Raw genomic sequence first — 26,749 nt, 5'->3', positions numbered from 1 at the left:
CCATCGGCGCCTATTCTGGACCGCAGCATTCTACGGCCAATGCCATGGCATGGATTCTAGGGTCTGCGCGCGTCGCTTCGCTCCTTGCTCCGCCCTAGAATGACGAAGGATATGTCGGCGAGACAGCGCCCCTCCCCAGCGCCCTCCGCTTGACAGTCCACGGCAACGGCGTACGCTCTATTAGCTTGACCTTAAATTACTGCCCAGCGTGCCGATCAGTCGCGGTGAGGGCTATCTGCCGTTCTCCGTGAAACGGCACCGCCTCGCCAAAGCCGGACACGCCTGACACAATGGGAGGTGTAAATGGCAGTCAGTTGGCGGTTGTCTGGAAGCTACTTCGAAAACTGCAGCTGCGATGTCGTATGTCCTTGCCTGTTGTCGACCCGGGCGCAGCTGACATCGAAGCCGACGAAAGGCGTTTGCGACGTCGCCTTGGTCTTTCATATCGACAAGGGCAGTTTCGGGGACGTTCGATTGGACGGGCTCAATGTCGCGATGGTTGCTCACACGCCGGGCCCGATGGCGGAGGGCAATTGGACGGCCGCCGCCTATATCGACGACCATGCGGATGACAGGCAGACCGAAGCGCTGGGCGCCATCTTCACCGGCGCCGCGGGTGGGCCGATGGCCGCCTTCGCGCCGATGATCAGCACCAATCTCGGAGCCAAGAAGGTGCCGATCAGATACCAGGTCGACGGCAAGAAGCGGTCGGTGGAGATTGCCGGCGTGATGCAGTTGGCGGTCGAACCGTTGCCGACAATGCGCGAGGACGGCGAGATGTGGGTGGCCTCCGGCCATCCCGTCAATCCCGACTGGCTCGGTATGGCGATGGGAATGGAAGGCAATACTTTCAGCGACCATGGCATGAGTTGGGACAATTCCCGCCGGAACGCACACTACGCTCCGATCAATTGGTCCGGCCAGCAATAGTCCCGCACGCATGGTCGGAACGGCCTCGCCCATGACGCTGACATTGCAGCGAAACATCATTCTCGCCCTGTTGGGCGCGGTCGCCGCGGCGGCGTGGGTCTTGCTCATCCGGCAGCGGATCGGCGCGGACGCAGATATGCGCATGGAGATGTACTCACCCACCATGGGCATGGCGGCGCCGCTGTTTCTTGCCGTCTGGATGATCATGATGATTGCCATGATGTTTCCGACGGCGGCGCCCATGATCCTGACCTTCCACCAGGTCCAAGCCGGCAAACGAGGTCGCGGCGAGGCCTTTGTCGCTACCTGGGTATTCGTGGCAGGCTATATGCTGGTTTGGGGCACGGTGGGCGTTTTGGCTTTTGCCGGCGCCGCAGGCGCCGAGACGCTTGCCGATCATGCGGGATTGTCCACGGCGACGGCCGCGCGCATTGGCGGTGCCCTGCTGATCATTGCCGGCGCCTACCAGCTCTCGCCGCTGAAGGATCTGTGCCTGGCCAAATGCCGCACGCCAATCGGTTTCATCCTGACCTCCTGGCGCGATGGTTCTTGGGGCGCGGTCCGCATGGGCCTCGAGCACGGCGCCTTTTGTCTGGGCTGTTGCTGGCTCCTGTTTCTGGCACTTTTCCCGCTCGGGATCATGAATGTCGCCGCAATGGCCGTGGTCACACTGCTGATCTTTACGGAAAAGACCTTTCCGGCGGGAAAGGGCATAGCCAAGGTGTCTGGCATCGCCCTGCTCCTTTACGGCGCGGTGGTGCTGGTCTTTCCCCAGGCGCTGCCGACCTTTCAGCCGACGGATATGATGATGAATTGAGCAGCGGAAGGCAGCTACCTTTGCCCCAGCCTCGCGCTCTCGATCGCAATGCCAAGCAGCGCCTGGCGTGCCAGCGCTTCCGACAGGTCCGGTCGTTTGCGGGTCTGCAGCACCGCCGTCTGCAGCCGGCCGAGCGCACGTGCGAGCGCCTCGACGTTCCAGCGCTCCAGCGTCTTTTCCACCAGCTTGCGGCGCGAGAAGAAGACCGGGGGGCGGGCGCCGGCGACGACCGAAGCGGCGTTGCGGCCGCCGGTCTCCATCTGGCCGCGCATCGCCTGGATCGCCTGCAATTGGCGCATCGCCGATGACAGCACCAGGAACGGATGGCCGCCCGATTGGCAGTGGCGGTTGAAGGCGATGTCGAAATCGCCGACCTTGCCGTCCAGCATGGCGTCGACAGCGGCGTCGAAGGAAGCACCGGAGACGTCGCCCGACAGCGCGTTGACGTCGTCGATGCCGATCTCCTTCTGGCCATGCGCGTAGAGCACCAGCTTCTCGATCTCGCCGCGCGAGGCGAGGCGATCGCCGCCGAGGTTGCGGCGCAGCGCTTGCCTGGCGTCCAAGGTCATCGACATGCCGGCCCTGCGCAATTCGTCGTCGATCACTGAGTCCAGATCGCGGGCCTCGTCGGCATAGCAAGGCAAGGCAATGGCGTTGCCGGCGGCCTCGACGATACCCCTGAGGCCGGTGCCTTTCTTCAGGTCGCCGGCTTCGATGAGGATGATCGCGTCGCGCGCGGGCTCGGCGGTCAGCGCCTTGATGTCGTCGGCCAGCGCCTTCTGGCCGCTGGCATTGCGCACCCAAAGCAGCCGCCGGTCGGAAAACATCGGCACCGTGCGGGCTTCGTCGAGCAGCCGCCCCTCATCGCGGTCGACTTCGGCGCCGTCCAGCCTGACCACCGAGAAGGGATCGTCGAGCGGCAGGCCGGTTTTCGCGGCGAAGGTTTTCGCCCGCTCGGCGACAAGGCCGCGGTCCGGACCGTAAAACAGGACGATTCCCATGGCCGGATCCGGCCTCGCCAGCCACGAATCGACCTCGTATCCTTTCTTTTGTGCCATGCGGGGTGAATTAGCATGGCGTGGGGTCGGAGTGAACGGAGAAGGAGGTGCCAGCGTCCTTACCTTCTCCCCTTGTGGGAGAAGGTGGATCGGCGCGACAGCGCCGAGACGGATGAGGGGTGTTCCAGCGGAGTGAGACGCTGGTGGCATCTGGAACACCCCTCATCCGTCGCCTTCGGCGACACCTTCTCCCACAAGGGGAGAAGGGGAAGGCCGCGCCCGGCTCCACCTCCCAATCGCATTTTCTGGCGGCAATCGCCCCGCAAACTTCCGCCAAATTGCGCGCAGCGCAAAAACATCGACAAGAAATTTCGCCGCCATATCTGCATCTTGGCGCTTGCGTACCGCATTGCTCAACCGAGCTGACGTCCGAGGAGGATGGCCGTGGCGAGGTCCGGCGAATTGGCACTGGTCTGGCGGCGCGGATGTGCAAATATCGCACCGGCAACGTTGGAGGATGTGAGCTCATGGCCGACGCTGGATTGTTGCGCTTCCATGTGCCCGAGCCAGAGGTTCGGCCCGGCGGCACGCCGGATTTCTCGAATGTGACCATTCCCAAGGCGGGCTCGGTGCCGCGTCCTGAGATCGAGGTCGATCCGCGCAGCATCCGCGACATGGCTTTCTCCATCATCCGTGTGCTGAACCGCGCCGGCGAGGCCGTCGGGCCATGGGCCGGGCTGCTTTCGGACGAGGAGCTGCTCGAAGGCCTGCGCCATATGATGACGCTCAGGACCTTCGATGCGCGCATGCAGATGGCGCAGCGCCAGGGCAAGACCTCCTTCTACATGCAGCATCTGGGCGAAGAGGCGGTGAGCTGCGCTTTCCGCAAGGCGCTGAAGCCCGGCGACATGAATTTCCCGACCTACCGGCAAGCCGGCCTTCTGATCGCCGACGGCTATCCGATGGTCACGATGATGAACCAGATCTATTCCAACGAGGCCGATCCGCTGAAGGGCCGGCAGCTGCCGATCATGTATTCGTCGAAGGAGCACGGCTTCTTCTCGATCTCCGGCAATCTGGCGACGCAGTATATCCAGGCGGTCGGCTGGGCGATGGCCTCGGCGATCTCCAATGATTCGCGGATTGCCGCCGCCTGGATCGGCGACGGCTCGACGGCGGAGTCCGACTTCCATGCGGCACTGGTGTTTGCTTCGACCTACAAGGCGCCTGTCGTGCTCAATGTCGTCAACAACCAGTGGGCGATCTCGACTTTCCAGGGCATCGCGCGCGGCGGCTCCGGCACGTTCGCCGCGCGCGGGCTCGGCTTCGGGATTCCTTCGCTGCGCGTCGACGGCAACGACTATCTCGCCGTGCATGCGGTGGCCAAATGGGCGGCGGAGCGGGCGCGCGCCAATCTCGGGCCGACGCTGGTCGAATATGTCACCTACCGCGCCGGCGCACATTCGACCTCCGACGATCCGTCTGCCTACCGGCCGAAGGCGGAATCCGATGCCTGGCCGCTCGGCGATCCGGTGATCCGGCTGAAGAACCACCTCATCCACAAGCAAGTCTGGTCGGAGGAGCGCCACACCCAGGCGGAGGCCGAGATTCTCGAAACGGTGATCGCGGCGCAGAAGGAGGCCGAAAGCCATGGCACGCTGCATGCCGGCGGCAAGCCGTCGACGCGCGACATGTTCGAGGGCGTCTATGCCGAGATGCCGCCGCATCTCAGGCGCCAGCGCCAGCAGGCGGGGGTCTGACCATGCCGAGACGCACGATGATCGAGGCGATCCGTGACGCCATGGACGTGTCGATGGGGCGCGACAGCCAAGTCATCGTCTATGGCGAGGATGTCGGCTTCTTTGGCGGCGTCTTCCGCGCCACGCAGGGCCTGCAGGCCAAATACGGCAAGAGCCGCTGCTTCGACGCACCGATCAGCGAATCCGGCATCGTCGGCTCGGCCATCGGCATGGCCGCCTATGGGCTGAAGCCCTGCGTCGAGGTGCAATTCGCCGATTATGTTTATCCGGCTTACGATCAGATCGTGTCAGAGGCGGCGCGGCTGCGCTATCGCTCCAACGGCGATTTCACCTGCCCGATCGTGGTGCGCATGCCGACCGGCGGCGGCATCTTCGGCGGCCAGACGCACAGCCAGAGCCCGGAAGCGCTGTTCACCCATGTCTCGGGCCTGAAGGTGATCGTGCCCTCCAACCCGCATGACGCCAAGGGGTTGCTGATCGCGGCGATCGAGGATCCGGACCCGGTGATCTTCCTCGAGCCGAAGCGGCTCTATAACGGCCCGTTCGACGGGCATCACGACAAGCCGGTGACGCCATGGTCGAAGCATGAGCTGGGCGAGGTCGCGGACGGCCATTACACGATCCCGCTCGGCAAGGCGGCGATCCGCAGGCCGGGATCGGCGGTGACGGTGCTTGCCTACGGCACGATGGTCTATGTTGCCCAAGCCGCGGCCGAGGAGACCGGCATCGATGCCGAGGTCATCGACCTCCGGACGCTGCTGCCGCTCGACCTCGAGGCGATCGTCGCATCGGTGAAGAAGACCGGCCGCTGCGTCGTCGTGCACGAGGCGACGCTCACCTCCGGCTTCGGCGCCGAGCTGGTGGCGCTCGTGCAGGAGAACTGCTTCTACCATCTGGAAGCGCCGGTGGCGCGGGTCGCCGGCTGGGACACGCCCTATCCGCATGCGCAGGAATGGGACTATTTCCCCGGTCCGGCGCGGGTCGGGCGCGCGCTGATCGAAACATTGGAAGCTTAGAGTGGGGGAGGCCTGAGATGGGCGAGCATGTCATCAAGCTGCCCGATGTCGGCGAAGGCGTCGCCGAGGCCGAGCTTGTCGAATGGCACGTCAAGGTCGGCGACCTCGTGCGCGAGGACACGGTTCTCGCCGCCGTCATGACCGACAAGGCGACGGTCGAAATCCCCTCGCCGGTCGATGGCGAGATCCTGTGGCTCGGCGCCGAGATCGGCGACACGGTGGCGATCGGCTCGCCGATCGTGCGGCTGAAGGTGGCCGGCGAAGGCAATGTGAATGCAGACTCGCCGCTTGCGGACGTTACAGCGGAGGGTAGGCCTGACGATGCAGCGGCTCGCCCGTCCTCGGGCCTGGAGCCGACATCGCCCAATTTAGCGCCGTCATCCTCGGGCTTGTCCCGAGGATCCGCTGGTTCGTCGGAACTGGCGTCGCATCCACGCAGGTCGGCAGATCCTCGGGACAAGCCCGAGGATGACGGCGTTAAGAAGGATCGCGCCTTGCCCAGCCTTTCGGGCGCGCCGCGCGCGGAAGGCGAGAAGCCGCTTGCCTCACCGGCCGTCCGCCTGCGCGCCAAGGAAGCCGGCATCGATCTGCGCCAGGTTGCGGGCAGCGGTCCGGCCGGGCGCATCAGCCATGAGGACATCGACGCGTTCATCGCGCGCGGCCCGCAAGTCGCCCGCGCCGGGCTTGCCCGCAAAGACGGCGTCGAGGACATCAAGGTCGTCGGGCTCCGGCGCAAGATCGCCGAAAAGATGGCGCTGGCGAAATCGCGCATCCCGCATATCACCTATGTCGAGGAGATCGACGTCACCGCGCTGGAGGAGCTGCGCACCACCCTCAACAGGGAGAAGCGCGCCGATCGCCCGAAGCTGACGCTGCTGCCTTTCCTGATGCGGGCGATGGTCAAGGCGATCGGCGAGCAGCCGAACCTCAACGCGCTGTTCGACGACGACGCCGGCATCATCCACCGGCATGAAGGCGTCCATATCGGCATCGCCGCGCAGACGCCGAACGGGCTGGTGGTGCCGGTGGTGAAACATGCCGAGGCGCGCGACCTGTGGGATAGTGCTGCGGAAGTCAACCGGCTGGCCGATGCGGCCAAGGCCGGCACGGCGAGCCGCGAGGAGCTTTCCGGCTCGACCATCACCATCACCTCGCTCGGCGCCATGGGCGGCGTGGCGACCACCCCGGTCATCAATTACCCGGAAGTGGCGATCGTCGGCGTCAACAAGATGATGGTGCGGCCGGTGTGGGACGGCACGCAGTTCATCCCGCGCAAGATGATGAACCTGTCGTCAAGCTTCGACCATCGCGTCATCGACGGCTGGGATGCCGCGGTTTTCGTGCAGCGGATCAAGGCGCTGCTGGAGACGCCGGCGCTGATCTTCGTGGATTGAGGGAGATGGGGTCGGTCTCGAACGTCGCGGCTCCGAAATGCGCGCTCCCCCTTCTCCCCTTGTGGGAGAAGGTGTCGCCGAAGGCGACGGATGAGGGGTGCTCCAGCGGAGTGAGACGTTGGCTTTCTCTGGAACACCCCTCATCCGTCTCGGCGCTGTCGCGCCGATCCACCTTCTCCCACGAGGGGAGAAGAAAAAGGCGCGTCGCCGCCTCCGCCGAAAGGAAGCAGCCGTCATGAAAGAAATCTCCTGCAAGCTGCTCGTCATCGGCGCCGGGCCGGGCGGTTATGTCTGCGCCATCCGTGCCGGCCAGCTCGGCGTCGACACGGTCATCGTCGAGTTCGGCAAGCCGGGCGGCACCTGCCTCAATGTCGGCTGCGTCCCGTCGAAGGCGCTGATCCATGCCGCGGAAGAGTTCGGGAAGATCGCGCATATGGCCCGCGGCAAGGATCCGCTGGGCATCAAGGTCGGTGCGCCGACGCTCGACCTGACCAAGACCATAGCATGGAAAGACGGCATCGTTAGCCGGCTCAACAGCGGCGTGGTCGGACTTTTGAAAAAGGCCAAGGTGAAAACCGTACAAGGCTGGGCGACGTTTCGGGACGGCAAGACCGTCGAAGTCGAGACGGAGACCGGCACGCAGCTCATCCACGCGGAGACCGTGGTGATCGCCACCGGCTCGGCGCCGGTCGAATTGCCCTTCCTGCCTTTCGGCGGTCCGGTCATCTCGTCCACCGAGGCGCTGGCGCTGAGCGAAGTGCCGGAGAAGCTCGCGGTCGTCGGCGGCGGCTATATCGGGTTGGAGCTCGGCATGGCCTTCGCCAAGATGGGCGCCAAGATCACCGTGATCGAAGCCCTGCCGCGCGTGCTCACGCAGTATGATGCGGAACTCACCCGACCGGTGCTTAAGCGGCTCGGCGAGCTCGGCGTCGAGGTGATGCTGGGCGTCAAGGCCAAGGGATTGTCGACCAAGGGCGACGCGCTGCTGGTCGAGACGGCAGACGGCAAGAACGCCAAGATCGCCGCCGACAGGATCCTGGTCACGGTCGGCCGCAAGCCGCTTACCGAAGGCTGGGGTTTGGAGCAGATCGACCTCGACATGGCAGGAAAATTCATCCGCATCGACGACCAGTGCCGCACCTCGATGCGCGGCATTTTTGCCATCGGCGACGTCACCGGTGAGCCGATGCTGGCGCACCGTGCCATGGCGCAGGGCGAGATGGTGGCCGAGATCGTCGCCGGCCACAAAAGAAGCTGGGACAAGCGCGCCATTCCGGCGATCTGCTTCACCGATCCGGAGCTGGTCACCGCCGGGCTGTCGCCCGAAGAAGCGAAGGCGCTCGCCGGCGAGATCAAGATCGGCCAGTTCCCCTTCGCCGCCAACGGCCGCGCCATGACCAAACAGGGCGAGGACGGTTTTGTGCGGGTCGTGGCGCGTGCCGACAACCATCTGGTGCTGGGCATCCAGGCGGTCGGGCATGGCGTGTCGGAACTATCGGCGGCTTTCGGCCTGGCGCTGGAGATGGGCGCGCGGCTGGAGGACATCGCCGGCACCATCCATGCGCATCCGACGCAAGGCGAAGGTTTCCAGGAAGCGGCGCTGAAGGCGCTGGGCCACGCGCTGCATGTTTAGCTCCCCCTTCTCCCCTTGTGGGAGAAGGTGTCGCCGAAGGCGACGGATGAGGGGTGCTCCAGGGAAAGCAAGCGTCTCACTCCGCTGGAACACCCCTCATCCGTCTCGGCGCTTGCGCGCCGATCCACCTTCTCCCACAAGGGGAGAAGGAAGAGACCTCAGCTCGCGAGCCGGCTCACCATTTCGTGTTGCGCATAGGCGCGGCCGAAGCGGTTGGCGAGGAAGGCGTCGAGGGCGATGTCTTCCTGGCGCACGAAACCCTTCGCCGGCAGGCTGCCGTCGGCCAGCATGTCGAGCACGGCGCAGATGCCGGATGCGGTGGTGATCTGGATGGCGCTGCGCACGATGTTGCCGACGCGCTGCGAATAGATCTTGTTGGCGTAGGTCTCCTGCAGCAGGCGACCGTTGCGGCGCCCCGAAACGGTGACGAAGACGATGACCACGTCCTGCAGCGTCGCCGGCAGGGCGCTCTCGAAAATGTCCTTCAGCACATCGCGGCGGTGGCGGAGCCCAAGGTCGTTGAGCAGCGCCTTCATGATCGCGGCGTGACCGGGATAGCGGATGGTGCGGTAGTTCAGCGTGCGCACCTTGCCCTTCAGCGTCTCGGCCAAAGTGCCGAGGCCGCCGGAGGTGTTGAAGGCCTCATAGGTGACGCCGTCGAGCGAGAACTCCTCGCGTTCCTCCAGCGGCGGCACCTCGATCAGCTCGCCCTCGACGATCGCCTCGCAGGGCTCGCAATATTCGTTGATGACGCCGTCGGTGCTCCAGGTGAGGTTGTAGTTGAGCGCATTCGATGGATATTGCGGCAGCGCGCCGACGCGCATGCGCACGCTTTCCAGCGTGTCGAAGCGGCTGGCGAGATCGTTGGCGACGATCGAGATGAAGCCCGGCGCCAGGCCGCATTGCGGGATGAATGCGCTTTTGGCATCACGCGCCAGCTCCTTGACGCGGCGGGTCGAGACGACGTCCTCGGTGAGGTCGAGATAATGCACGCCGGTGGCGGCGGCGGCCTCGGCAATGCGCGTGGTGAGGTGGAAGGGCGCGGCGCTGAGCACGGCGAATTTGCCGGCGAGCACTTTTTCGAGCTCACCCGAGGCAGTGATGTCGAGCTCCTGCGTCGCGACGCCGGCCGGCAGTTCGGCGGCGGCAAGCTGAGCCGCCGAGCGGTCGACCAACGTGACGCGGTAGTCGCCCGTGGCGTTCAGCATTTCGGCGATGGTCGAGCCGATTTTGCCGGCGCCGACGACAACGATGTTCTTCATGATCAATTCCCCTGCCAATGCTGATTCCGATTTGGCGGGAATCTTCGCAGCTTGCCTGTCGAAAGGAAGCGTGAAATCTGGCAATATGAAGCTGAACTTTGTGCGATTTGCCGAGAGGTTACGTCGAAATGATCAGTGAAGCCGAACAGGCGCTGCTTACCCTGTTGCGCGCCAACGCCCGCGCCTCGACCGCCGAGCTCGCGCGCCAGCTCGGCGTGTCGCGTACCACAGTGCAGAGCCGGATCGAGCGGCTGGAGCAGCGCGGCATCATCACCGGCTATGGGGTCAGGCTGTCGCCCGATTATGAGCAAGGGCTGGTCAAGGCGCATGTGCTGCTCACCGTCACGCCGAAACTCGCCGACAAGGTGGTGCGCAGCCTCGCGGCGATGCCGCCGGTCCGTACGGTGCATTCGGTGAGCGGCAATTTCGACATGATCGTCGTCGTCGACGCGCCGTCGATCCGCGACCTTGACGCGCTGCTCGACCGGATCGGGGCAATGGAGGGGGTAGAGCGGACGTCGTCGTCGATTATTCTGTCGACACGGGTGGATCGGTAGGCGGGCCTGAGATGTTGGCGCGAGGCCCCCCTCTCTGTCCTGCCGGACATCTCCCCCTCAAGGGGGGAGATTTGGCAGCTTCGACGCCGGCGCCTTTTCTGCAGCATTGGTGATTGGCGAAAGCCGGCGTGACATCTGATCTCCCCCCTTGAGGGGGAGATGCCCGGCAGGGCAGAGAGGGGGGCGAAGGAATGAGGCGTTTGTTTTTCCTCGCTCCGATCAAGCCCTGCGTCTCTCTGGCCCCTTATCCAGCCACCCCACATCCTCCGGCGTCAGCTTGATATCCAGCGCCCTAAGACTGTCCTCCAGCTCGTCCAGCGTGCGCGGGCCGATCAGCGGGACCGAGGGGAAGGGCTGCGCCAGCACGTAGGCGAGCGCGACATGGATCGGGCTCTTGCCGAGCTTGCGCGCCAGCTCGATGGCGCGGTCGCGGCGGCCGAAATTCTTTTCCGAATACCAGACCCGCACCAGCTCTTCATTGTCGGTCCGGTCGCGGCCGGCGCGGTCGGTGAAGAAGCCACGGCCCTGGCTCGACCAGGCGAAGTTCGGCATCTGCCTTGCCGTCAGCCAGGCCTTCCAGTCATCCGTGGAAGAGGTGACGCAGCCGGCCCAGATCGGCTCCAGCATCTCGGCCAGCGAGAAATTGTTGGAGAGCGCGCCGGGCTTCTGCTTGCCGTTCTTCTCGGCATAGGCAATGGCCGCGTCCATGCGTTCCATCGTCCAGTTGGAGCCGCCGAACAGCCCGCGGATGCGGCCGGCTTTCGCCTCGCGATCCATCGCGTCGACGAATTCGCCGACCGGCACGTCCGGATTGTCGCGATGCATGAAATAGATGTCGACATGGTCGGTCTGCAGCCGGTCGAGCGACTGCGCCAGCTGCTTGCCGATGACGTCGGGGTAACAGAGCGGCGAATGCGCGCCTTTGGCGATGATCACCGACTGCTCGCGCACGCCGCGATTCCTGAGCCATTGGCCAAGCAGCGTCTCGGTGTAGCCGGCGCCATAGACATAGCCGGTGTCGAACAGATTGCCGCCGGCCTCGAAATAGGCGTCGAGCAGGATCGAGCCGGAGGAGAAGGTGCGGAAATCCTCGAAGCCGAGCGCCAGAAGCGACACTGCGCGCGGCAGGCCGGGAATGGCGCGCTTGCCGATTGCCTTGCCATCGGTCCGCAGCGGGCGGCCGGAGAGGGTGTTGACGCGCTTAGCCGGCTTTTCGATATCATATTCCAGCCCGACCGCGGCGCGCCATTTATCGAGGACACGCAGCGTGCCGAGGCTGTCGGCCCAGCCCATGCCTGGCCAGGCGAACTCCTGCCGTCCGGCAAGGATCGCCTCGCCGGCGGCATCGACCTCGAAGGAATAGAGGTGGCGGGTCTCGCCGAGGCTGATCACCTCGCGAGCCGCCCCGGACCGGATCACCTCGATCCGGCCCGGTCCGACGTCGCGGTTGCCACCGGCGAACCAGAAATCGGGCACCTCGATCTGCCCCTTGGTGCCGAAGATGCGCAGCACATTGTCCTGGTTGAGCGAGATGCTGCAGGAGATCTCGGCGACGATGCCACCCGGGAAGTGCAGCAGCGCCGAGGCCCACTCATCGACGCCCGATTGGCCGAGATGGGCGGCGCCGACAACCTTGTCCGGCTCGAGGAAATGCTGCCCGGCGGCGGCGCCCGCGATCAGCCGCGCCATCGACACCGGATAGCCGCCGACATCGAGGATGCCGCCGCCGGCCATGTCGTTGGCATAGAGCCGGTGCTCGGGCATGAAGCCCGGCATGGCGAAGCCGAAGCTTGACTTGATCATGCGCACCTCGCCGATGGCGCCCGACTTGATCACCTCGACCAGCTTCAAGGTCTGCGGGTGCAGCCGGTACATGAAGGCCTCGCCGAGAAAGGTGCCGGCCTTGCGCGCCGCATGCATCATGGCGTCGGCCTCGAAGGCGGTCAGCGCCAGCGGCTTTTCGCACAAGACATGCTTGCCGGCCTCGGCGGCCTTGATCGCCCATTCGGCATGGCCGGGATGCGGGATCGAAATGTAAACGGCGTCAACTTGCTTGTCGGCGAGCAGCGCCTCATAGCCATCGAGGATGCGCGCGCCCGGAAAGCTCTGGGCCAAGCCCGGCTTGGCGGGATTGCGGGCGCCGAGCGCGACCAGCTCGCCGTTGCGCGACCCCGCCACGCCGCCGGCAAAGGATTTGGCGATGCTGCCGGGTCCGAGAATGCCCCAGCGGATTTTGGGTGAGGGTGTCATGTCGAATTCTCCATGGTTCGCCGCTACGCCTGGCGTGCCGGCAAAGAAATTTTCCGGTCAGCGGATCCTCAAACCTGCCTTGTCGAAGAGCAGCGCCCGTTCCGCCTTGATCGAGACCGTGAAATGGTCGCCGCTGGCGCGCTGGCGCGAGGCCTCGCGCTCGACGATCAGCTCCTCTGGTCCGGCATTGGCGTAGACATAGCTCACCGAGCCCAGATGCTCGGCGACGTCGGCCTTGACCGGGATGTCGCAATCGCCCTCGCCGGCCTCGAAGAAATGCTCCGGCCTGACGCCGAGCACGACCTCGGCGCCGACGGCGGGAAAAGTCTCGCAAAGCGGCTTGCGCAATCTGGCGCCGCCGTGATGGGCGAGCTCGATGATCGCGGCGCTGTTCGTCGTCTCGACAACCTTGGCGCTGAGGAAATTCATCTTCGGCGAGCCGATGAAGCCGGCAACGAAACGGTTGGCCGGGTCGTCATAGAGATCGAGCGGCGCGCCGATCTGCTCGACATTGCCGGCTTTGAGCACAACGATGCGGTCGGCCAGCGTCATCGCCTCGGTCTGGTCGTGCGTCACATAGATCATGGTGACGCCGAGCTCCTTGTGCAGGCGCGAGATCTCGACCCGCATCTGGACTCTCAGCTCGGCGTCGAGGTTCGACAGCGGCTCGTCGAACAGGAAGACTTGCGGCTCGCGCACGATGGCGCGGCCGATGGCGACACGCTGGCGCTGGCCGCCGGACAATTGCTTCGGCCGCCGCTGCATCAATTCGTCAATGCGCAGGATTTCCGCCGCTCGCTTCACCCGGCGATCGGTATCGGCCTTCGGATTGCCGTTCATCCTCAGCCCGAAGGAGAGGTTCTGCTCGACCGTCATATGCGGGTAGAGCGCGTAGGACTGGAACACCATGGCGATGCCGCGGTCGGCCGGCTCGACATCATTCATCACCTTGCCGCCGATGGCGATGTCGCCGCCGCTGATGTCCTCCAGCCCGGCGATCATCCTCAGCAGCGTGGACTTGCCGCAGCCGGAGGGACCGACGAAGACGACGAACTCGCCGTCGGCGATGTCGATGTTGGCGCCGTGGACGACTTCGAAGATGCCGAAGCGTTTGACGACATTGGTGAGGGTGACGGCCGCCATGTTAGAGCGAGATATAGCTAGGTTGGATCATTCTGTGTCCCAGTGGGCGAGGCATTTTGCGCTCTCCTATTTGACCGCGCCGGCGGCGATGCCGGCGATGAAATGGCGCTGCAAGAGCACGAAGACGATCAGCATCGGCACCGTCAGCATCACGGCGCCGGCCATGATGCCGCCCCACGAAACCTTGGTCAGACCGATCAGCGTGCCGAGCGCCACCGGCGCCGTCATCGCGCCCGGCTGGCTGTTGATCAGCAGCGGCCAGAGATAGTTGTTCCACGAGGCGAGGAAGAGGATGATCGCAAGCGCCGCCAGCATTGGGCGGGCGAGCGGCATCGCCACGAACACGAAGATGCGCCATTCCTTGACGCCTTCGACGCGCGCAGCGTCGAACAATTCGGCCGGCATCATCGAAAAGGCCTGGCGCATGAAAAGCACGCCCAGCGAGTTGAACAGCGGCGGCACGATCAGCGCGATCCAGGTGTTGGCCAAGGCGAAGTCGCGCGCCACCATGATGAATTGCGGGATGAGCACCACCGCATAGGGAAGCGTGATGGTGCCGAAAATGATGGCGACGACCGCGCCCTTGCCGTGGAATTCGTAGCGCGCCAGCGCCCAGCCGGCCATCGATGTGAGCAGCACCGAAAGGATCGTGTAGGTCACCGCCACCGAGACCGAGATGCCGATGGCGCCGATGAAATTGGTGTCGCGCTGCAGGTTGGCGACATTGTCGAGGAAATTGTCGTGCGGCAGGAGCTCGATGCCGGGGCTGAAGATGCCGTTATCGGGCATGGTGGAGAACACCACCATCATCCACAGCGGGAACAGCCAGACCAGCGCCAGCGGCGTCAGGAAAAGATGCAGCGCAATGACGCGGCCGAGCCGTCTTTGCGAGCGCGAGGTCATTTCGGCTCCCTCATCAGCCAGAGCTGCACCAGGGTGATGGCGATGGCGAGCCCGGCCATGGTATAGGCAACGGCCGAGGCGTAGCCGAAATTTAGCGAGCGGAAGCCTTGGCGGTAGAGCAGCAGGCCGAGTGTCTCGGTGCCGCCGCCCGGGCCGCCGCGCTCGGTGATCAGGAACGGCTCGGTGAAGAGCTGCATGGTGCCGATGATCGACAGCACGGCGCAAAAGACGATGACCGGCTTCAGCAGCGGCAAGGTGATGTAGAAGAACTGTTTCACCCGGCTGACGCGGTCGAGCGTCGCCGCCTCATAGACATCCTCCGGTATGGACTGCAGGCCGGCCAGGATGATGATGGCGTTGTAGCCGGCCCAGCGCCAGGTCACCGCGATCATGATCAGCGCCATGGCCGGCGTGACGTTGGAGAACCAGTCGATCTTTGAGATGCCGACGCTCTCCAGGAGCTTGTTGACGATGCCGAAGTCGAGGCTGAACATCAGCCGGAAGACGGCCGAATAGGCGACCTCGCCGACCACCACGGGCGCGAAGAAAGCGAAGCGGTAGAGGCCGCGGGCTTTAAGCAGCGGCGAGTTCAGAAGCACCGCCATGACGATCGCCAGCGCAATCATCACCGGCACCTGGATGACCAGGATCAGCAGCGTGTTCTTCAGCGCATTGTAGAAGGCGGGGTCGCCGATCAGGCGGCCCCAGTTGAAGGTCGGCGCGAAGCGCCACGGCACGGTGCGCGTCGCCTGGAAGGAGATGATGAAGGAAGAGATGATCGGCCAGATCCAGAAGATGGCGAAGATCAAAAGATAGGGCGTGAGGAAGCGGTACGCGGTGGCGTTCTGGGTGCGCATTGGCTTCCTCCTTTCCCGGTTACGCCTTCTTGGCGGGCGCGGTGTTGATCATGCTTCGAATGCCGGAGCAGCGCCAATTGTCGATGCAGGCGCTGCCCTGTCTTGCCTTCTCCCCTTGTGGGAGAAGGTAGCCGCGAAGCGGCCGGATGAGGGGTGTTCCAGGGAACGCCAACGTCTCACTCCGCTGGAACACCCCTCATCCGTCTTGGCGCTGCGCGCCAATCCACCTTCTCCCACAAGGGGAGAAGGGGAGGCAGCGCACTATTTAACCGGCAAACCTGTCGCGGCGGCGATCTGCTTGGCGGCGTCGTCGAGCGCGGCCTTGGCGTCGGGATAGCCGTTGGCCAGGTATTTGGTCTGCACGGCGCGGACGATGATCTCGGCATCGCTCTGGAACTGCGTGCCGCGGCTCGGCACCACCTTGGGCAGCGTGGCCAGGATGTCCTTCCACACCGCCTGGCCGCCCCAATAGGGCTGCGGCTGCGAGACGTAAGGATCATCGAGCGCCGAGATCAGCGACGGCACCAGGCCGAAATCCTTCAGCATGGTGATCTGGCCGTCATTGGTCTCAAGCGTGTATTTCAGATAGGCGTAAGCCGCTTCCTTGTTCTTGGAGGCCGAGGTGATGGCCAGGGACGAGCCGCCGAGATTGGCGGCGCGCGGGCCGTCGGCGGTCAGGCTCGGCATCAGATAGACGCCCCATTTGCCGCTCTCCTTCGGCGATTCGGTGCGGATCGTGCCTTCATACCAGCCGCCATAGACCTGGCTGGCGACCGTGCCGGCGGTGTTGTTGGTGATCTTGGTCGACCAGTCGGCCGACGACACGATGCCGGCGTCCTTCATCTCCTTGACCTTGGTCATGGCGTCGACGCATTTCGGCTCGGCCACGGTGATCGACTGGCCATCCTCGGCGAAATAGGCGCAGCCCTGCTCGTTGGAGATCATGCGGAAGAATTCGGTGTCGCCGTTGAAATCGGCATTGGTCATCGACACGCCCGGATTGGCGTCCTGGATCTTCTTGCCGGCGGCGATGAAATCGTCCCAGGTCTTGATCGAGGCCGGGTCGACGCCTGCCTTCTCGTAGAAGTCGCGGCGGTAGAAGACGGCCACCGGGCCGGAATCCCAGGGCATCGCATAGGCCTTGTCGCCGACTTCGAGCTCGGTGCGCTTGAAGTCGGGGAATTTCTTCTGGTCTTCCGCCGTGTAGCCCAGCGTGTGCAGGTCGACGAAGCAGTCCGGGAACTGGCTCCAGTAATTCTCCGCCTCGCCGTTCTCGATCGAGACGATATCGGGCAGGCCGACGCCGCCGGCGGCGCAGCCGGCGATCGATTTGTCATAGGTGGGCTGGTTGCCGAGATCCTGAACCGTGACCTTGATGTCGGGGTATTTCTTGTTGAAGCCCTCGACCGTCGCCTTCAGCGATGAGGCGGCGATGTTCCAGCTCCAGATGGTGATCTCGCCGGACTGCGCCAGGGCCGGGCCGGAACCCAGAGCAAGCATAAGCGCGGCGCAGGTCAGTGTAGTGCGCATTGAAATCCTCCCATTTCATTTGCTCTCTCACTGTGAGCGTGGCTAGACTATGCGGCGCGGAAGGCTTGTCCCCGTCGAAGGGAATGAGAAGTTGGCGGAAAGTAAGATGCCGGAGCGTCCGTTCTACCAGCCTGGCGCGAGCAGCGTCGAAGGACTGCCGCTCATGCTGCAGATGTTTTACAACCACCCGTTGGTGATGTTGAAGCCGCACTGGCACGCCCAGGTCGAGGTGAATTTCATCGTGCAGGGCCGCGTTCATTACCGCATGGCCGAGCACGAGATTTCGCTCTCGGCCGGCGAGATGTGCCTGTTCTGGGGCGGCCTGCCGCACCAGATGGACGATCTTTCCGACGACGCCATCTATGCCGGCGCGCATCTGCCGCTGGTGCATTTCTTTCGCCTGCATCTGCCGGCCGACATACGCCATCGGTTGATGACCGGCGCGACGCTGGTGACCAACGCGACCGACCAGTCGGACAACGACAATTTCAAGCGCTGGAACGAATATGCGCGCTCGGGCGATCCGGCCAGGGCCGAACATGCCGTCAACGAGCTGCTGCTGCGGCTCGAGCGGGTGCGCTTCGAGCCTTACCGGCTGGTGCCGGAAAGGGTGGTCGGGCAAGGCGCCGGCAATGCCTTCGACCAGCAGTCCTCGCGCAATGTCGGGCGCATGTGCGATTTCATCGCCGAGAATTTCCTTTACGACGTCGACTGCGTGACCATCGCGGCTGCCGCCGATATCCACCCGAAATACGCAATGAGCCTGTTCAAGAAATCGACCGGCATGACGCTCAACGAATATGTCAACCTGCTGCGGTTGAGCTACGCCCAGGCGCTGCTGATGCATGAGGACGCCAATGTGCTGAGGGTCGCCATGGACTCGGGCTTCGGCTCGCTCAGCGCCTTCAACAAATCGTTCCGCAAGCTTGCCGGCATGTCGCCCTCCGATTTCCGCCGGGCGGGCGGGGCGCGGTAAAAATGGCCGACGGTCGCCCACCCGTCGTCGCCCATCGCGATCGTCATTCTAGGGCGGAGCGGGAAGCGAAGCGTACCGCGTAGACCCTAGAATCCATGCCGTGACGTCAAGGCGTTGCGGCGGTTACAGAATCTTCTGCACCGTTGCATTTCCCGGCAGAAGTTATGGCATGGATTCTAGGGTCTGCGCGCGTCGCTCCGCTCCTTGCTCCGCCCTAGAATGACGACGTCACCGGAGTTCCCACAGCCGGAAAGCTGACGGTAACGCCGAGACCCGGATTGCGGTCCTCGAGCGTTATCGCGGCGCCATGCAGGTCGGCCACCGCCTTGACCAAGCTGAGGCCCAGGCCGCTGCCGGGCGTCGTGCGGCTGGCATCGAGCCGATAGAGCCGGCGGAACACTTTTTCGCGCTCCTCGGCGGGAATGCCCGGGCCATTATCGCGGACATGAATGAGGACGTGGTTGCCTGCCCGGGTCACCGAGAGCTCGATCGCGGTGCCCCGCGGGCAATGCCTGAGCGCGTTCTCGACCAGATTGGCCAGCATCTGCATGAGCAGATCGCGGTCGCCGTGCACGTACCATTTTGTATCCGGAACGATCACGGTGGACAGAGACTTGCCGTCGTCCTCGGCGACATCGGCATAGACTTCGCCAATGGTCTCGACGACCGGGCCGACATCGAGATCGACGAAGCGCGCCTTGCGGGCGCCGGCTTCGATCTGGGCGATGCGCAGCAAAGCGTCGAACGTGCTGTTGATCTGCTGGCTCTCGGTGCGGGCGTCGCTCAGCTCGGTCGAGATATCCTCGCCCGACACCGTCTTGTCGGCGGCGGATTCCAGGATCATCTGCAGCCGGTTGAGCGGCGTCTTGAGATCGTGGGCGATGTTGGCGCTCACTTCGCGCATGCCATCGACCAGGGCCGACAGGCGCTCGAGCGCCGCGTTCACCTGGGCGGAGACGGCGTCGATGTCGTCGCCATTGCCGGTCAGCGGGATGCGTGCGTCTAGGCGCCCATGCGAGACATCGTCCATGGTGTCGGCGATGCCGTCGAGGCGGCGCTGGACGCGCGAGGCAAGCACGGCGCCGCCGCCGATCGCCAGGACGGTGATGAAGAGCGTGGCCCAGCCGAAGCTCATCAACACGATCCTTTCCAGATCCTCGGTTTCCGAAAGCGAGAAGGCGACCGTCAGCTTGTTGCCGCCGACCGTGCCCGAATAGGCGCGATATTGGGTATCGGGCGGCACGCCCGGCAAGTCGGCGGCGAAGATGGAAAAGCCGTCCGGCAGGCCGGAGGCGGTGAAATCCCCGGCGAGGCGGTTGCCATTCCGATCGGTGAGGGAAAAGATTTCGTCCTTGTCCTGGCTGAACTGGGCATGATCCCTGACGGTTGAAACGAGATCTTCCTCGTCGCCCTCGGCATGGGTCGCGGCGATGAGCGAGTAGGTCTCCTTGATCGATTGATCGAGCTGCCTGGCGAGCGAGGCGCTCATCAGCTGATAGACAATCGCGCCCGACAGGATGAAGGCCAGCAGGAACAGGAAGGCGAAGGTCAGCGCCAGCCGGAACGGCGTGCTGCGCAGCAGGCTGGAGCGCGTCCCGCTCATGCGATCGCGGAAGCGGTTGGCCGCCCCGCGATTGCGGAGGCAAGATCAGGCCGGGACATGCAGGCTGTAGCCGGTGTTGCGCACGGTGTGGATCAACGGCACGTCGAAGGGCCTGTCGACCTTGGCCCTGAGCCGGCTGATATGCGTCTCGACGACACTGGTCTTGGGGTCGAAATGAAAATCCCAGACGCGCTCGAGCAGCATGGTGCGGGTGATGACGCGGCCCTCGCCGCGCATCAGCACTTCGAGCAGGCTGAACTCGCGCGGCTGCAGGTCGATCGGCTGGCCCTGCCTGGTGACGCGGCGCTGGATAAGGTCCATTTCGAGGTCGGCGACACGCAAAGCCGTCTTCTGCTCCTGCGCCGCCGGCCGGCGGCCGAGCGCATGGATGCGGGCAAGCAGCTCGGAAAAGGCGAAGGGCTTGACGAGATAGTCGTCGCCGCCGGCCTCAAGGCCCTCGACCCGGTCGTCGACGCCGCCGATCGAGGTCAGGAAAATCGCGGGCGTGCGGATGCCGGCGGCACGCACCGCCTTGATCATCGACAGGCCGTCGAGGCCGGGCACCATGCGGTCGGCGACGATCACGTCATAGGCGTTGCGGGTCGCGGCGAAGAGCCCGTCATGACCGTCGCGCAAGAGATCGCAGACATGGCCGGCCTCGGTCAGTCCCCTGACGATATAATCCGCGGTTCTCGGATCGTCTTCAACAAGCAGAAGTCGCATTGTCCGGTGCCGTCCTTGCCACCTCAACCATTTGTTTTTACGAGCTTTCAGACCGAGTGCCGCTACACATTTTTGCGAGGGACAGCCGATATCCGTCGCGACCGCCGACGGCAGCGGCGAAGAACCGGGCGGCCGGCGGCGAGTGCGACCTCATGGTCGTCCCGCGCTCGCGCCGAGCGTGAGAAGAAGCTCGTCCAGTTGCCCGAACGTCTCGCCCATCGCATCGGCCGCCCCGGTGCCGGCAGCGTCGAGAGCTTCTTTCGAGGGATAGAGCTCGTGCATCACCAGCAGCGTCTTGCCACCCTTTTCCTCGAAGGTCACCGTGGTGACGGGTCCACCGTCGCCGCCTTCGTCATTGGTCCAGGCGAGGCGCGAGTACGGCACCACTTCGATATACCGGCCGAAGAACTCGGCGGGGTTAGAGGCGTCATGGCCGAACGCCAAACGGTACCCGCCCCCGACGCGAACATCCATCTCGCAGGAACGCAGGATCATGCCCATCGACTTCGGCGCCCACCACCGCTTGAACAGTTCGGGCTTGGTCCACGCCTCGAACACGATGCGCGCCGGGGCATCGAAGGTTCGCGTAACGACCAGCTCACGGTCGGACCTCCGTTCCACGGTCGTGCGAGCAGGCTCACTCCGTTCTTCCATCGACTTCCTCCTTCCGTTTCAGTTCCTCGACAACCTTGTCCAGCTCTTCGAAGCGTGCGTCCCAAAGCCGGCGGTATCCCTCGATCCAGGCCGCCTCTTCCTCCAGTCCGCGCAGGCCGAGCTTGCAGGTCCGCACCCGCCCGGCTTTCCGGGTGGTGACGAGCCCCGCCTGTTCCAAGACGCCGATATGCTTCTTCATGCCCGTGAGGGTCATGTGGAATTTCTCGGCCAGGTCCGTGATCGAGGCCTCCGCGCGTCCTAGCTGCTCCAGAACGCCGCGCCGGGTGGCGTCCGAGAGCGCGGCGAACGAGACATCGAGGCGGGACTTCGAATACTGAACCATTTGGTTCAGTATCTAGCGTATCGATGAGCGGCGCGCAAGGGGATAGCGGGCGGGCTGCGCTGCCGGCCCTCCCGGACCGAGCCAGTCTCGCTGCTGCAGCTTACGGTCAATCGCGACATGCTCTAGTCGAGGAGCGCCAGCTCGTCTTCGTCGATCAGTTTTCTCAGCGTCATATGGAGAACGATGGCCACGATGCAGCCGAGGAAAATCAGGCTGGTGAAGGCGGCGCCGAAGCCCAGCCCGCCATAGTCGACCGGATGCGAGAGCAGGTCGCCGAAGGAGGCGCCGAACGGCCGGGTCAGGATATAGGCAAGCCAGAAGGCGAGGACGCTGTTCAGGCCGAGGAAGAACCAGGCAAAAGCGATCGCCGCGATCACGCCGCCGAAGATGAGGCCGGTAGCGAGATAGCCGATATCGAAGCGCTCGGCCACCAGATCGCCGGCAGCCGTGCCGAGCGAGAAGGTGAAGAGGATCGCCAGCCAGTAGAAGATCTCGCGCCTGGCGGTGAAGATGGTGTGGATCGAGAGGGTCCTTTCGCTGGCATACCAGACCGCGAAAGTCAGTGCGAGGGCGACCGAGAAGACGATGGTCGTCGTCTCCAGCCGCACGCCGAAATCGTCGATGAGGTTGTCTGCGACCAGGGTGCCGACGACGCTGATCAGCACGACGGCGAGCCAATAGGCCCAAGGTACATAGCGTTTCTGCGCGAATTGCAGGACGAGCGCGACGATGAGGATGCCGCCCATGATCAAGGACGTGACAGTAAGGCCGAGGCCGAGCTTCACGGCGAGGTAGTCGGCCGCCGTCTCGCCCATGGTCACCGCCATGATCTTGACCAGCCAGAAATCGATGGTGACGTCCGGGACGCGGTTGGGGGCGAGGTTGTCGGCTTGAGAGATCATGGCGCGATCCGTTGTTCGTTCGAGCCGCCTCGAATTCCGTATGGCGGCGACGCCCAAACTAAGCAGGCGAATTCACCGCGGCCTGTCCGCGTTCTTACAAATTCGTAAGGTTGGCCAAAAACATCCGCCGAGCCTCGTCATGCCGCCAGCGAAGAGATAGACAAGCCTTGGCGCCCCCTGGCTGCGCCGGAGCGATGAGAAGAATGGCATCCCCCAAATCGACGCCGAATGCGTTCGACCAGCACAAGCGCCTGATCGTCGTGCAGCTGGCCGCCGTGCTTGCCGTCATCCTGCTCCTGTTCAGCAAGCCGGCGTTGGCCGAGGGATCGGACGGTCATGAAGTCGTGGAGACGATCGGCTTCGCGATGGTGCTGATCTGCTTTCTTGGACGGCTGTGGAGCATCCTGTTCGTCGGCGGCAGGAAAAATGACGAGCTGATCGTGTCCGGCCCGTTCTCGATGACCCGGAACCCGCTCTATTTCTTCTCGACGGTCGGCACGGCAGGCATCGGGCTGATGTTCGGTTCCCTGCTCGCGGCAGCCTTGCTCGGCCTGGCGAGCTTCCTCGTCTTCCGCTTCACCGCGCGCAGGGAGGCCGAGTATCTCGCCGGCAAGTTCGGTGCGGCTTATGCGGCCTATGCCGAACGCACGCCGTCCTTCTGGCCGAATCCGCTGCTTTACCGCGACGAGGCGCAGTGGCTGTTCTCGACGATCGCGCTGCGGAACACGTTCCGCGACGGGCTCTATTTCCTGGCTTTGTTTCCGGTGATCGAGGCGGTCGAATATTTGCGCCTCAGCGGCGACCTGCCGACGCTCTTTACCGTTTACTAGTTCCATCGCGATCGTCATTCTAGGGCGGAGCAAGGAGCGGAGCGACGCGCGCAGACCCTAGAATCCATTCCGTGACTTCCAAGCGCTGCCGCGGTGCAGAATTCTGCTCCGCTGCGTTCCTTGGCCAAGGTCACGGAATGGATTCCAGGGTCTCCGCGACGCCGCTTTGCGGCTGCTCCGCCCTGGAATGACGAGGCTGGGGCGGCTCCGCCAATCTCCAGCGTTTGCGCTGATTTCGCGGAAAATAAACCCCGGTCAGCGCGCCTTGCCGCGCGCGGCGCGGCGTGTGCTTTGCAGGAGAATTGCCAGGCAGCCGACGAGAAGCAGGAGGCCGCCGATGAGCGGCGGCAGCCCCAAGAACTTCACCACGGCGGTGATCAGCGCGATCAGGATCAGCGCGAGCAGGGCGAGATTGCCGTCGTCGACGAACATGCCGACGAGTTCCTTGAAGACAAGACGGATCATCGGGCAACTCCTTCGGCGGGTGCCGGGTAGGCGCCGCGCAGCCAGCGCACGATGGCGAAGGATGCCGCGGCAATGACGGCGAAGATGGCAAGCAGAGCGAGGTCGGCGCCCGGCCATTCGGCGCCGAGGCCTTCACCGGTCCAGAACACGCCGAAGCTGGTCAGCATCAGGCCGACGACGAATTTCAGTGCATTCTCGGGCACGCGGGCTAAAGGACGATGCACGGCAAGGCCGATCAGCATCACCAGCACGAAGGCCGCCAGCGCACCGAGGCCGGCATAGAGCGTCTGCCCGTGCGCGGCGCCAACGGCGATGACGATGAATACCACTTCGATGCCTTCGAGCAGCACCGCCTTGAACGACGCGACGGCCGCCAGATAGTCGGCGCGGCGGTCGGCGGCCTGCCGCTGCAAGGCGGCCGTCTCCCTGGAAAAGGCCTGCTCCTCGTCATGCAGCGCGATCGCGCCGACGCTGCGCAGGATCGCCTTTCTCAGCCAGCGCATGCCGAACAGGATCAAAAGCACGCCGACCACGAATTGCAGGACGGTGATGGGGACAAGCGCCAGAAGCGGCCCGAAAACGAGCACCAGCGCCGCCAGCAGGGCGAGCGCCAGCGCCGCACCCGTCAGCGCCGGTCGCCAGCTGCGCGTCACGCCGACGGCGAGTACGATGGTGAAGGCTTCGACCACTTCGACGAAGGAGGCCAGGAAAGAGGCCGTCATGGTGGAAAATGTCAGGCCATGCATCAAGGCTTCGTCCAATGCTCGGGAATCATCGGGTAGCGTGAACGATACAGCGCTTCGACGGCGCAGAGAATGCCAGAGATGAGGCGATCGGCGCCGCCTCCGGCCCCAATCACGCCCTGACGCGAGGCCGGACATTCGCAGAACTCATTGACGGTCTGTATCCGTTCGGTGTCCGTTGTATCGCGGCGCTGCCCTGGCTATCTGCTGGAGCAACAAGAAGTTTTAAGCGGTCGATGGGCCGCTCCAGCAGGAATGGAGCCATGAAGAAGATCGGATTTCTGTCGTTCGGGCATTGGTCGCCCTCGCCGCAATCGGGCACGCGCTCGGGCGCCGACGCGCTGCTGCAGTCGATCGACCTCGCGGTCGCGGCCGAAGAGCTCGGCGCCGACGGCGCCTATTACCGCGTCCACCATTTTGCCCGCCAGCTCGCCTCGCCGTTTCCGCTGCTTGCCGCGGCCGGCGCCAGGACCAAGCGTATAGAGCTCGGCACCGCCGTCATCGATATGCGCTACGAGAACCCGCTCTATATGGCCGAGGACGCGGGTGCTGCCGACCTGATCGCCGGCGGGCGTCTGCAGTTGGGCATCAGCCGCGGCTCGCCCGAGCAGGTGATCGATGGCTGGCGCTATTTCGGCTATGTGCCGGAAGAGGGCAAGAGCGACGCCGACATGGCACGCCGGCACTCCGAGATCTTCCTCGACCTGTTGCGCGGCGAGGGCTTTGCCCAGCCCAATCCGCGGCCGATGTTCCCCAACCCGCCCGGCCTGCTGCGGCTCGAACCCTTCTCGGCCGGCCTGCGCGAGCGCATCTGGTGGGGCGCGGCCACCGACGCCACCGCTGTGTGGGCGGCCAAGCTCGGCATGAATCTGCAAAGCTCGACGCTGAAATTCGATGAGACCGGCGAGCCGCTGCATGTCCAGCAAGCCAAGCAGATAAGGGCCTACCGCGCCGCCTGGAAGGAAGCAGGTCATGCCAGGGAGCCGCGCGTCTCGGTCAGCCGCAGCATCTTCGCTCTCGTCAACGACATGGACCGCGCCTATTTCGGCGGCAGCGAGGGCGAGGACCATTTTGGCTATATCGAGCCGGAAAAGCGCGCCGTGTTCGGCCGCACCTATGCCGCCGAGCCCGATGTGCTTATCGAGCAGTTGAAGGAGGATCAGGCGATCGCCGAGGCCGACACGCTGCTGCTCACCGTGCCCAACCAGCTCGGCGTCGACTACAACGCCCATGTCATCGAGTCGATCCTGAAGCACGTCGCGCCGGCGCTCGGCTGGCGGTGATGTGGCGAAAACCGCAAAACGCGGAATCTCCCCCGCAAGGGGGGAGATCAGACTTCACGCCGGCTTTCGCCAATCACCAACGTCAGCCTTGGCACCGCCTTCCCTCTCGTCCTTCCTTCGACGTTGACATCTGGTAAAATAGCAATCTACTTTGGCGCGTAATCGGTTACGTAACCGATTACGGCTCAATCAAGTGGAGGAGACTAATGAACAAGTTTTCGAACACGCATGGGCTTGGCCCGTTCTCGCGCCGCCAGTTCCTGAAGACCAGCGCCTTGGCTGCCGGCGCGCTGGCGCTGCCGCTCGGCCCGGTTCTCGCCGCCGACAAGCCGAAGGTCGGCCTGGTCATGAAGTCCCTGGCCAACGAGTTCTTCAAGCAGATGCAGGCTGGCGCGGAGGAGTATGCGGCCAAGAACAAGGACAAGTTCGATTTCGCCGCCGTCGGCATGAAGGACGAGCGCGACTTCGCCGCACAGGTCGACGCGATCGAGAACTTCATCACCCAGAACTACAACATCATCGTCGTCGCCCCGGCCGATTCGAAAGCCATGGTCACGCCGATCGCCAAGGCGCTGAAGGCCGGCATCAAGGTCATCAACATCGACGTTGCGCTCGACACCGAGGCCAAGAAGAAGGCCGGCATCGACCTCGCCTTCTTCGGCCCGGACAACCGCGCCGGCGCCAAGCTGGCCGGCGACGCGCTCGGCAAGGCGCTGGGCAAGGGCGGCAAGGTCGTCATCCTCGAGGGCAATCCCGAGGCCGACAACGCCAAGCAGCGCAAGCTCGGCTTCGACGATTCGGTGAAGGAATACGGCCTCGACCTGCTCGACTCCAAGACCGCGCATTGGGAGACCGAGGAAGCCAACACGCTGATGACCAACTTCCTCACCCAGCACCCCGACATCCAGGGCGTGATGGCGGCCAACGACTCCATGGCGCTCGGCGTCGTCAAGGCGATCGACGCTGCCGGCAAGTCCGGCCAGATCAAGGTCGTCGGCTTCGACAACATCCCGGCCGTCGGTCCGCTGCTGAAGGAAGGCAAGATGCTCGCCACCGTCGAGCAGTATGGCGCGAAAATGGCGGCGATGGGCATCGACTACGGCCTGCGCGAGCTGGCCGGCGAGAAATTCTCCGGCTGGGTCAAGACCGACGTCAAGCTGGTCACCGCATGAGGCGA

Annotated in this window: 25 protein-coding genes; 11 read left to right on the top strand and 14 right to left on the bottom strand. The window is 64.4% G+C overall.

The genetic code is table 11. The features are described from left to right. The first annotated feature begins 303 nt into the window (after nt 1-303). A complete protein-coding gene (locus tag LB535_RS24450) occupies nt 304-930 on the top strand; it encodes a DUF1326 domain-containing protein (RefSeq protein WP_224634029.1) in 627 nt (208 codons plus the stop codon). 31 nt (nt 931-961) lie between these two features. Continuing rightward, the gene (locus tag LB535_RS24445) at nt 962-1,747 is read left to right on the top strand and encodes a DUF2182 domain-containing protein (RefSeq protein ID WP_224634028.1); all 786 of its coding nucleotides are present in this window, start codon (nt 962-964) and stop codon (nt 1,745-1,747) included. 14 nt (nt 1,748-1,761) lie between these two features. Here the strand turns inward: LB535_RS24445 and holA are convergent, their stop codons facing one another. Further along, nucleotides 1,762-2,805 carry a DNA polymerase III subunit delta gene (gene holA / locus LB535_RS24440; protein WP_224634027.1) on the bottom strand — a complete coding sequence of 348 codons (1,044 nt, stop codon included), beginning with the start codon at nt 2,803-2,805 and terminating at the stop codon, nt 1,762-1,764. Between the two features lie 467 nt (nt 2,806-3,272). On the opposite strand from holA, the gene LB535_RS24435 reads away from it, so the two are divergent. The 4 genes from LB535_RS24435 (at nt 3,273) to lpdA (ending at nt 8,548) form a co-directional block, all read left to right on the top strand. Further along, on the top strand, nt 3,273-4,505 hold the full coding sequence (locus tag LB535_RS24435; protein WP_224634026.1) for a 3-methyl-2-oxobutanoate dehydrogenase (2-methylpropanoyl-transferring) subunit alpha: 1,233 nt from the start codon (nt 3,273-3,275) through the stop codon (nt 4,503-4,505). Between the two features lie 2 nt (nt 4,506-4,507). Then, nucleotides 4,508-5,521 carry an alpha-ketoacid dehydrogenase subunit beta gene (locus LB535_RS24430; RefSeq protein WP_140845359.1) on the top strand — a complete coding sequence of 338 codons (1,014 nt, stop codon included), beginning with the start codon at nt 4,508-4,510 and terminating at the stop codon, nt 5,519-5,521. A 17-nt stretch (nt 5,522-5,538) separates the two neighbouring features. After that, on the top strand, nt 5,539-6,915 hold the full coding sequence (locus LB535_RS24425) for a dihydrolipoamide acetyltransferase family protein (RefSeq protein WP_224634025.1): 1,377 nt from the start codon (nt 5,539-5,541) through the stop codon (nt 6,913-6,915). A 235-nt stretch (nt 6,916-7,150) separates the two neighbouring features. After that, a complete protein-coding gene (gene lpdA / locus LB535_RS24420) occupies nt 7,151-8,548 on the top strand; it encodes a dihydrolipoyl dehydrogenase (protein WP_224634024.1) in 1,398 nt (465 codons plus the stop codon). Nucleotides 8,549-8,706: 158 nt separating this feature from the next. Here the strand turns inward: lpdA and LB535_RS24415 are convergent, their stop codons facing one another. Continuing rightward, a complete protein-coding gene (locus tag LB535_RS24415) occupies nt 8,707-9,810 on the bottom strand; it encodes a saccharopine dehydrogenase family protein (protein WP_224634023.1) in 1,104 nt (367 codons plus the stop codon). Nucleotides 9,811-9,938: 128 nt separating this feature from the next. On the opposite strand from LB535_RS24415, the gene LB535_RS24410 reads away from it, so the two are divergent. Continuing rightward, the gene (locus tag LB535_RS24410) at nt 9,939-10,367 is read left to right on the top strand and encodes an Lrp/AsnC family transcriptional regulator (protein WP_224634022.1); all 429 of its coding nucleotides are present in this window, start codon (nt 9,939-9,941) and stop codon (nt 10,365-10,367) included. A 219-nt stretch (nt 10,368-10,586) separates the two neighbouring features. Here LB535_RS24410 and LB535_RS24405 read toward each other — a convergent pair whose 3' ends face one another. From LB535_RS24405 to LB535_RS24385, 5 genes are all read right to left on the bottom strand, one after another. After that, nucleotides 10,587-12,617: an aldo/keto reductase gene (locus LB535_RS24405; RefSeq protein WP_224634021.1), complete on the bottom strand. Its 2,031-nt coding sequence runs from the start codon at nt 12,615-12,617 to the stop codon at nt 10,587-10,589. 57 nt (nt 12,618-12,674) lie between these two features. Continuing rightward, on the bottom strand, nt 12,675-13,760 hold the full coding sequence (locus LB535_RS24400; RefSeq protein WP_224634020.1) for an ABC transporter ATP-binding protein: 1,086 nt from the start codon (nt 13,758-13,760) through the stop codon (nt 12,675-12,677). Between the two features lie 66 nt (nt 13,761-13,826). Continuing rightward, nucleotides 13,827-14,663 (bottom strand): carbohydrate ABC transporter permease, encoded by an 837-nt coding sequence (locus LB535_RS24395; protein WP_224634019.1) that lies wholly within the window; start codon nt 14,661-14,663, stop codon nt 13,827-13,829. Further along, nucleotides 14,660-15,520, bottom strand: coding sequence for a carbohydrate ABC transporter permease (locus LB535_RS24390; RefSeq protein WP_095769856.1), 861 nt, complete (start codon nt 15,518-15,520; stop codon nt 14,660-14,662). Before LB535_RS24390 ends, LB535_RS24395 begins: the two co-directional genes overlap by 4 nt. A gap of 261 nt (nt 15,521-15,781) precedes the next feature. Then, nucleotides 15,782-17,050, bottom strand: a complete 1,269-nt coding sequence (locus tag LB535_RS24385) for an ABC transporter substrate-binding protein (protein ID WP_224532413.1) — start codon at nt 17,048-17,050, stop codon at nt 15,782-15,784. A 106-nt stretch (nt 17,051-17,156) separates the two neighbouring features. Between LB535_RS24385 and LB535_RS24380 the strand changes: the two genes are divergently transcribed. Further along, the gene (locus LB535_RS24380) at nt 17,157-18,026 is read left to right on the top strand and encodes a helix-turn-helix domain-containing protein (RefSeq protein WP_224634018.1); all 870 of its coding nucleotides are present in this window, start codon (nt 17,157-17,159) and stop codon (nt 18,024-18,026) included. Nucleotides 18,027-18,240: 214 nt separating this feature from the next. Here the strand turns inward: LB535_RS24380 and LB535_RS24375 are convergent, their stop codons facing one another. The 5 genes from LB535_RS24375 to LB535_RS24355 form a co-directional block, all read right to left on the bottom strand. Then, nucleotides 18,241-19,629 carry a sensor histidine kinase gene (locus LB535_RS24375; RefSeq protein ID WP_224634017.1) on the bottom strand — a complete coding sequence of 463 codons (1,389 nt, stop codon included), beginning with the start codon at nt 19,627-19,629 and terminating at the stop codon, nt 18,241-18,243. A 45-nt stretch (nt 19,630-19,674) separates the two neighbouring features. Further along, entirely contained in the window at nt 19,675-20,352 is a 678-nt protein-coding gene (locus tag LB535_RS24370) for a winged helix-turn-helix domain-containing protein (RefSeq protein ID WP_140683150.1), read from the bottom strand. 150 nt (nt 20,353-20,502) lie between these two features. Beyond that, on the bottom strand, nt 20,503-21,006 hold the full coding sequence (locus LB535_RS24365) for an SRPBCC domain-containing protein (protein WP_224634016.1): 504 nt from the start codon (nt 21,004-21,006) through the stop codon (nt 20,503-20,505). Further along, nucleotides 20,990-21,349, bottom strand: coding sequence for an ArsR/SmtB family transcription factor (locus LB535_RS24360; protein WP_224634015.1), 360 nt, complete (start codon nt 21,347-21,349; stop codon nt 20,990-20,992). Before LB535_RS24360 ends, LB535_RS24365 begins: the two co-directional genes overlap by 17 nt. A gap of 122 nt (nt 21,350-21,471) precedes the next feature. Continuing rightward, nucleotides 21,472-22,251, bottom strand: a complete 780-nt coding sequence (locus LB535_RS24355; protein ID WP_224634014.1) for a hypothetical protein — start codon at nt 22,249-22,251, stop codon at nt 21,472-21,474. Nucleotides 22,252-22,454: 203 nt separating this feature from the next. On the opposite strand from LB535_RS24355, the gene LB535_RS24350 reads away from it, so the two are divergent. Beyond that, a complete protein-coding gene (locus LB535_RS24350; protein WP_224634013.1) occupies nt 22,455-23,081 on the top strand; it encodes a methyltransferase family protein in 627 nt (208 codons plus the stop codon). 255 nt (nt 23,082-23,336) lie between these two features. On the opposite strand, the gene LB535_RS24345 is transcribed toward LB535_RS24350, so the two are convergent. Beyond that, nucleotides 23,337-23,546, bottom strand: coding sequence for a hypothetical protein (locus LB535_RS24345; RefSeq protein WP_224634012.1), 210 nt, complete (start codon nt 23,544-23,546; stop codon nt 23,337-23,339). Next, nucleotides 23,543-24,292: a COG4280 domain-containing protein gene (locus tag LB535_RS24340; RefSeq protein ID WP_224634011.1), complete on the bottom strand. Its 750-nt coding sequence runs from the start codon at nt 24,290-24,292 to the stop codon at nt 23,543-23,545. Before LB535_RS24340 ends, LB535_RS24345 begins: the two co-directional genes overlap by 4 nt. Before the next feature lie 260 nt (nt 24,293-24,552). On the opposite strand from LB535_RS24340, the gene LB535_RS24335 reads away from it, so the two are divergent. Both LB535_RS24335 and LB535_RS24330 read left to right on the top strand, forming a co-directional pair. Further along, nucleotides 24,553-25,572, top strand: coding sequence for an LLM class flavin-dependent oxidoreductase (locus tag LB535_RS24335; RefSeq protein WP_224634010.1), 1,020 nt, complete (start codon nt 24,553-24,555; stop codon nt 25,570-25,572). Nucleotides 25,573-25,778: 206 nt separating this feature from the next. Beyond that, entirely contained in the window at nt 25,779-26,744 is a 966-nt protein-coding gene (locus LB535_RS24330; RefSeq protein ID WP_224634009.1) for a sugar ABC transporter substrate-binding protein, read from the top strand. Nucleotides 26,745-26,749: the final 5 nt, after the last annotated feature.

The sequence above is a fragment of the Mesorhizobium sp. CA10 genome, assembly GCF_020165285.1.
GTDB lineage: Bacteria > Pseudomonadota > Alphaproteobacteria > Rhizobiales > Rhizobiaceae > Mesorhizobium.
Note: the sequence above shows the minus strand (reverse complement) of the source record. Positions and strands in the feature narration are given on the sequence as shown.